The 6,311-nt window shown below is 58.9% G+C and carries 5 protein-coding genes and 1 pseudogene; 5 read left to right on the top strand and 1 reads right to left on the bottom strand.

Annotated elements, in window-relative coordinates:
- Positions 1-198: pseudogene (locus tag ACIP66_RS16270) on the top strand (cold-shock protein); the annotation flags it as partial.
- A gap of 152 nt (positions 199-350) precedes the next feature.
- On the opposite strand, the gene ACIP66_RS16265 reads toward ACIP66_RS16270, so the two are convergent.
- Positions 351-1,358 carry a DUF481 domain-containing protein gene (locus ACIP66_RS16265; protein ID WP_400649145.1) on the bottom strand — a complete coding sequence of 336 codons (1,008 nt, stop codon included), beginning with the start codon at positions 1,356-1,358 and terminating at the stop codon, positions 351-353.
- Between the two features lie 164 nt (positions 1,359-1,522).
- On the opposite strand from ACIP66_RS16265, the gene ACIP66_RS16260 reads away from it, so the two are divergent.
- From ACIP66_RS16260 to ACIP66_RS16245, 4 genes are all read left to right on the top strand, one after another.
- Positions 1,523-1,876, top strand: coding sequence for an MGMT family protein (locus tag ACIP66_RS16260; RefSeq protein WP_053117764.1), 354 nt, complete (start codon positions 1,523-1,525; stop codon positions 1,874-1,876).
- A 43-nt stretch (positions 1,877-1,919) separates the two neighbouring features.
- Positions 1,920-3,479 (top strand): AmpG family muropeptide MFS transporter, encoded by a 1,560-nt coding sequence (locus ACIP66_RS16255; RefSeq protein ID WP_053117762.1) that lies wholly within the window; start codon positions 1,920-1,922, stop codon positions 3,477-3,479.
- 129 nt (positions 3,480-3,608) lie between these two features.
- Entirely contained in the window at positions 3,609-5,324 is a 1,716-nt protein-coding gene (locus ACIP66_RS16250; protein WP_053117760.1) for a proline--tRNA ligase, read from the top strand.
- Positions 5,325-5,341: 17 nt separating this feature from the next.
- Entirely contained in the window at positions 5,342-6,295 is a 954-nt protein-coding gene (locus ACIP66_RS16245) for a hypothetical protein (RefSeq protein WP_008083883.1), read from the top strand.
- The last annotated feature ends 16 nt before the right edge of the window (positions 6,296-6,311 follow it).

Here is a 6,311-nt window from a genome sequence, read left to right as displayed (position 1 = left end):
GAAACCGGTACCGTTAAGTGGTTCAACGATGAATAAGGCTTCGGCTTCATCACTCCACAATCCGGTGACGACCTGTTCGTTCACTTCAAAGCTATCCAATCCGACGGCTTCAAAAGCCTGAAAGAAGGCCAACAGGTTTCTTTCATCGCTACCCGCGGTCAGAAAGGCATGCAAGCTGAGGAAGTACAAGTTATCTAACTTGTAGCTTCTTTAGAAAAGAGCCCCGCCCTTAAAAGCGGGGCTTTTTTGTGGGTGTCTGTTTTTCAGGCGCAAAAAAAGATCGCAGCCTTCAGCAGCCCCACACAATCCGTGCAGGAGCTGCCGAAGGCTGCGATCTTTTGCTTTAAACGTTACCAGGCCACGCCAAACCCAGCGGTATAGCGGGTCTTGCTCAAATCCGCATCATCGGTACCACTGATAATGTCGCGCTCAGCTTTCAAATTCAGAGACGCCCATTCAGTAACCTTGTAGCGCAGGCCCATCTCTGCATCCAGCGCGTAATCCGCGACACCCGACAACGGCTTGCCAAACTCGCCATTGGTGAAGAACTCGACCTTCTTGCCGATCAGGTAACGGTTGTAATCCCACTTCATCGCGACCGAATAGAAGTTGTCCTTGCCGCCATCGCTGTATTCGTAATCGGTACGGTTGAGCAGCGAACCGAGCGAGAACGCGCCCAACTCGTCATCCCAGAACTGGTAACCCGGACCGGTACCGACAACGCGCTGGCGCGAAAGGTCTTCAACATGGTCGCGCTTGTAATTCAGGCGCCCCTGCCAGAACCACTTATCGGTCAGGAAGCGATCGAGGGAGTATTCCGCGCGCCAGTTGTTGGTGGTGACTTCGTCGTCCTGCACTTCGCGGTTGTACTCGCCCTCGGCGGTGTGACGCCAGCGACCGTGGCGCGCGGTGGTTTTGAAATCGATGTCGTAATCGTCGGTGTCTTTTTCCGCGCGCTGATAATCCATTGCCAGGTCGACATTGCCCTTCCACACCAGATCCTCGACCACCGGTTTCGGCTTGAGAATCTGCTGAATGCTCGCCAGCTCGACAGTTTTTGGCGCCTCGCCGTTGGCCAGGGTGACCTTGCCGTCTTCCGCTGCCGTCAGCGACTTGGAGACCTCGCCGGTGTAGGCATCCTGTTTGACCAACAGGTGCTGATCGCTCTCAAGGGTCTTGACCTCTTTCCAATCGATCGTGACTGCTCCGGCGTACTTGGTCTGAATCAACAGTTTGCCGCCGTCGAACAGGGAAATGGTGCCGCTCAACTTGTCACCGTTCTTCAACCAGACGGTGTCGGCAAGCAGGGGCGTGGACGCACTGAAAACAGCAAGGCACAGCAAGGTTCTGGACAACATAAGCGAATCGAGGGCTCAAGTTTGCGAAAAAAGGTGGGCATTATCCGTAGGAATAAGACCCTGACAAGGACTGACCGGACTATTTCTATTGAGTTCATTTCTCAACTGCACGACGAGGGATTACGCTTAGGGCCTCGATACGATCAAGTTCAGGAACTCCGTACGTGACAGACCCGAACCCCGAAGGGGACAGCGAAGCGCAAATCCGACGCACGGCGCTCTACTCGACACTCGCCCAAGTGCCCGAAGGCAAAGTCGTCAGCTATGGTCAGTTAGCCGAACTGGCCGGGTTGGGGCGCGCCGCCCGCTGGGTCGGCCGCGTATTGAGTCAGTTGCCTGGTGATACCAAACTGCCCTGGCACCGTGTCTTGGGCGCCGGCGGTCGTATCAGTTTGCCGGTGGGCAGCCCGTCGGGCGATGAACAACGGGCGCGTTTGCGCGTGGAAGGCATCACCGTCCAGAATAATCGTGTGGATATTCAGCGCCATGGCTGGCGTCCGGTAGAGCACAGCGGTTAGAGTGCGCGCTTTGTTTTCGCAATCTTGAGGCAGACTTCAGCCCATGCCCCGTAAAACCTGGCGCGCCGCGCTAGCTGCTTATGCCAGTCCTTCGACGCTCGTGCTGTTGTTGCTCGGTTTCGCCGCCGGCCTGCCGTACATGCTGGTGTTTTCAACGCTTTCCGTCTGGCTACGCGAAGCGGGCGTAGCCCGTGAAACGATTGGCTACGCAAGCCTCATCGGCCTGGCCTATGCGTTCAAATGGGTCTGGTCACCGCTGCTCGACCAATGGCGCCTGCCGTTGCTCGGCAAGCTTGGCCGACGCCGCTCGTGGCTGGTGCTATCACAAGTCCTGGTGATCCTTGGCCTGATCGGCATGGGTTTCTGTGATCCGCAGAAGCACCTGTCCTGGTTGATCGCGATTGCCGTGGTCGTCGCCTTCGCTTCCGCTACCCAAGACATTGCGGTCGACGCCTATCGACTGGAAATCGCCGACGACAATCGTCAGGCTGCACTCGCCGCCAGCTACATGTCCGGCTACCGCGTCGCCGCCCTGCTCGCCACCGCCGGCGCATTGTTTTTCGCCGAAGGCTTCGGCTCTACCGGTTTCAACTACAAGCACTCGGCGTGGACCGGCACTTATGTGTTGTTCGGCGCGCTGATGATCCCTGCCCTGCTCACTACGCTGTTCATGCGCGAACCGCCCGTGCCACTGCGTACGCAATTGCAGGCCGGGCGCTATACATTCATGCATCAACTGATGTCGGTGTTCGTACTGATCGTCTTGCTCGTGTCGGTGCCGGCGATGTTTACCCAGCTGTACAACACCGATTTCGCCAGCGTGCTGTTCGGCAGCATGAGCCCGCTCGATCTGCTGCTCGAAGACCGCGCCTTCCTGCGCGCCATCCTCTATACGCTGCTGACCGGTCTGTGCCTGTCGACCATGGGTCGCCGTGGCCTGGCGCCGGTGCTGACGCCGGTCAACGACTTCATCCTGCGTTATCGCTGGCAGGCACTGCTGTTGCTCGGTTTGATCGCGACCTACCGGATGTCCGACACGGTCATGGGCGTAATGGCCAACGTGTTCTACATCGATCAGGGCTTCACCAAGGATCAGATCGCCAGCGTCAGCAAGATTTTCGGCCTGATCATGACCCTCGTCGGCGCCGGCATGGGCGGCTTGTTGATCGTGCGTTTCGGCATTCTGCCGATTCTGCTGATCGGCGGCGCAGCTTCGGCAGGCACCAACCTGCTGTTCCTGATGCTCGCCGACATGGGCCCGAACCTGAAGATGCTGGTGGTGACCATTTCCCTCGACAACTTCAGTTCGGGGCTGGCGACATCGGCGTTTGTCGCCTACCTGTCGAGCCTGACCAACCTGAAGTTCTCCGCGACGCAATACGCCCTGCTCAGCTCGATCATGCTCCTGCTGCCGCGCCTGATCGGCGGCTATTCCGGGGTGATGGTGGAGAAGTTCGGTTACCACAACTTCTTCCTGATCACCGCGTTGCTCGGTGTGCCGACGCTGGTGCTGATCGCTCTGCACTGGTTCCAGGAAAGTCGCCGCGAAGGCCCGACACCTACGCCCGAGCCCGTCCCGACGCCCGTCGCGGAAGAGTCGTAAGACATTTCGTCAATGGCGGGAGGAATCCCGCCGTTGAACTCCTCCACCGGCCACACGCCTGTACGTCAGCAAAAGTCGCCGGTACACTGCTCCGTCATTTCCAGTCATAGCAACCGACAACGGCCAACCATGCGCACCAGTCAATTTTTGCTCGCCACACAGAAAGAAACGCCTTCCGACGCGGTCGTGATCAGCCACCAGCTGATGCTGCGCGCCGGCATGATCCGCAAACTCGCCTCGGGCCTGTACACCTGGCTGCCGATGGGCTTGCGAGTGATGCGCAAGGTTGAAGCCATCGTTCGTGAAGAAATGAACGCTGCCGGCTCTCTGGAAGTGTTGATGCCGAGCACCCAACCGGCCGAGCTGTGGCAGGAATCGGGGCGCTGGGAAGAATACGGCCCTGAGCTGCTGCGCATCAAAGACCGCCACGGTCGTGATTTCTGCGCGGGCCCGACCCACGAAGAAGTGATCACCGATCTGATGCGCAACGAGTTGAGCAGCTACAAACAGCTGCCAATCAACCTGTACCAGATCCAGACCAAATTCCGTGACGAAATCCGTCCACGCTTCGGTTTGATGCGTGGCCGCGAATTCATCATGAAGGACTCCTACTCCTTCCACGCGGATCAGGCATCGCTGCAGATCACCTACGACCGCATGCATGAAGCCTACTGCAACATCTTCACGCGTCTGGGTCTGAAATTCCGTCCGGTGGAAGCCGACAACGGTTCGATCGGTGGCGCGGGTTCGCACGAATTCCACGTACTGGCCGAGTCCGGCGAAGACGACATCGTTTTCAGCAACGGTTCCGACTACGCAGCGAACATCGAAAAAGCCGAAGCCGTGCCGCGCGAAACCTCGCGCGCTGCTGCGACCGAAGAGTTGCGTCTGGTCGATACGCCAGACACCAAAACCATCGCGGCGCTGGTGGAGAAATTCAATCTGCCGATTGAAAAGACCATCAAGACCCTGATCGTGCGCGCCGAAGAAGAAGGCAAGCTGATCGCGCTGGTGATTCGTGGCGACCACGAACTCAACGAAATCAAGGCTGCCCAGCAAGCTGGCGTGGCCAACCCGCTGGTCATGGCCACCGATGCCGAACTGCGTGACGCCATTGGCGCCGGCGCCGGTTCGCTCGGCCCGCTGAACCTGCCGCTGCCAATCATCATCGACCGCTCGGTCGAACTGATGAGCGACTTCGGCATCGGCGCGAACATCGACGACAAGCACTACTTCGGCGTGAACTGGGAGCGCGATCTGCCGGTTCCGACCGTGGCTGACCTGCGTAACGTGGTCGCCGGCGATCCAAGCCCGGACGGCAAAGGCACGCTGGAAATCAAACGCGGCATCGAAGTCGGGCACATCTTCCAGCTGGGCAACAAGTACAGCAAAGCGATGAAGTGCGAAGTGCTGGGCGAAAACGGCAAGCCAGTCACGCTGGAAATGGGTTGCTACGGCATCGGCGTTTCCCGCGTGGTGGCGGCGGCCATCGAGCAGAACAACGACGCCAACGGCATCATCTGGAGCGACACCCTGGCGCCGTTCCAGATCGCGCTGGTACCGCTGCGTTATGAAACCGAGCAGGTGCGCGAAGCCACCGACAAGCTGTACGCCGAACTGACGGCGGCCGGCTTCGAAGTGCTGCTGGATGATCGCGACAAGAAAACCAGCCCGGGCATCAAGTTCGCGGACATGGAGCTGATCGGCATTCCTCACCGGATCGTGGTCAGCGACCGCGGCCTCGCCGAAGGTAACCTGGAATACAAGAGTCGTACCGAAGGCGAAGCGCAAGCACTGCCGGTCGCCGACGTACTGTCCTTCCTTCAGGCCCGTATCCGCCGCTGAAACCAGATAGAGACGTCATGTTCAAGCGAAACACCTTAGGCCTCGGTGGCACCGCCCTGTGCGGTGCCCTGCTGGTCAGCGGCTGTGCCAATCACATGTCACAGCGCAGCGAGCACGAAGAGCGGGTCGAGCGAAAGTTGCTCGACCACAGCCTGCAGATTGATGTCGGTGAGCCTAAGGAGCTTGAGCTGCCGCAGCGACGCGTGAAGATCAACGAACAGAAGACTTTTGAAGTCACCGAGTTCGAAGTGACACGTCGTTACGATCGCTACACGCCTTACCAGCCTTGGCGCGAGGTCTACGAGATTCCGCTGGGCGTGGTGGCGGTGGTCGGTGGTGTCGGCGCCAACGTGGTCAACGTGTTTGCCCTCGGCAATCTGCCGGACAGCGTCACCAAGGATTGGCTGAGTTACGGTTTTGCCGGGCTCAACCCGTTCATGAACGTGCAGTCCAACGGCCGTGCACAGCAGAACCTGGCCGGTATCGATGAAGTCCAGCGCGACAAGCGCACGGAGTATTCGAGCCTGCCGTGGAGCGAGCGGCCGGTGCAGGTCAAGGCTGGCAAACAGACCTTCGACATGACCACCGACCGCAACGGCGTGCTGCGTGTGAACCTGCTCGACAGTCCATTCGCTGAGCATGACCTCAATTACGTCGGCAAACTGCAGATCAGTGTCGAGGACGCCAAGGATGACGTGCATTCCGACTCGTCCCTGGCGATCAGCAGCCACTTGCGTGGCAAGTTGCTCGAAGCGCACGGCTTGATTTACGACGACCTGGAAGACGACGAAGTGAGCCAGTGGGTACACCGGGTCAAACGTCTGTCGGAACTGGGTCTGGAAGAAGAAGCCAGCGAACTGGAACAAAGCCTGATCGAACTGACGCGTAACGATCCTGAGTTGCAGACTGAGTTTCTCAAGTCGCTGACCAAGGATGCGGGGCGGTTGGTGGCTGATCCCGGCCCGAATTAACGCCTCATAAAAGATC

This window comes from Pseudomonas sp. NPDC088429 (genome assembly GCF_044753305.1).
Classification (GTDB): Bacteria; Pseudomonadota; Gammaproteobacteria; order Pseudomonadales; family Pseudomonadaceae; genus Aquipseudomonas; species Aquipseudomonas rustica.
The sequence above is the reverse complement of the archived record's forward strand: the minus strand, read 5'-3'. Positions and strand labels throughout refer to the sequence as shown.

Bases quoted from the DNA above. Each gene is read 5' to 3' on its own strand.
- ACIP66_RS16265 (WP_400649145.1), bottom strand. From the start codon at position 1,358: ATGTTGTCCAGAACCTTGCTGTGCCTTGCTGTTTTCAGTGCGTCCACG.
- ACIP66_RS16255 (WP_053117762.1), top strand. From the start codon at position 1,920: ATGCCCCGTAAAACCTGGCGCGCCGCGCTAGCTGCTTATGCCAGTCCT.
- ACIP66_RS16250 (WP_053117760.1), top strand. From the start codon at position 3,609: ATGCGCACCAGTCAATTTTTGCTCGCCACACAGAAAGAAACGCCTTCC.
- ACIP66_RS16245 (WP_008083883.1), top strand. From the start codon at position 5,342: ATGTTCAAGCGAAACACCTTAGGCCTCGGTGGCACCGCCCTGTGCGGT.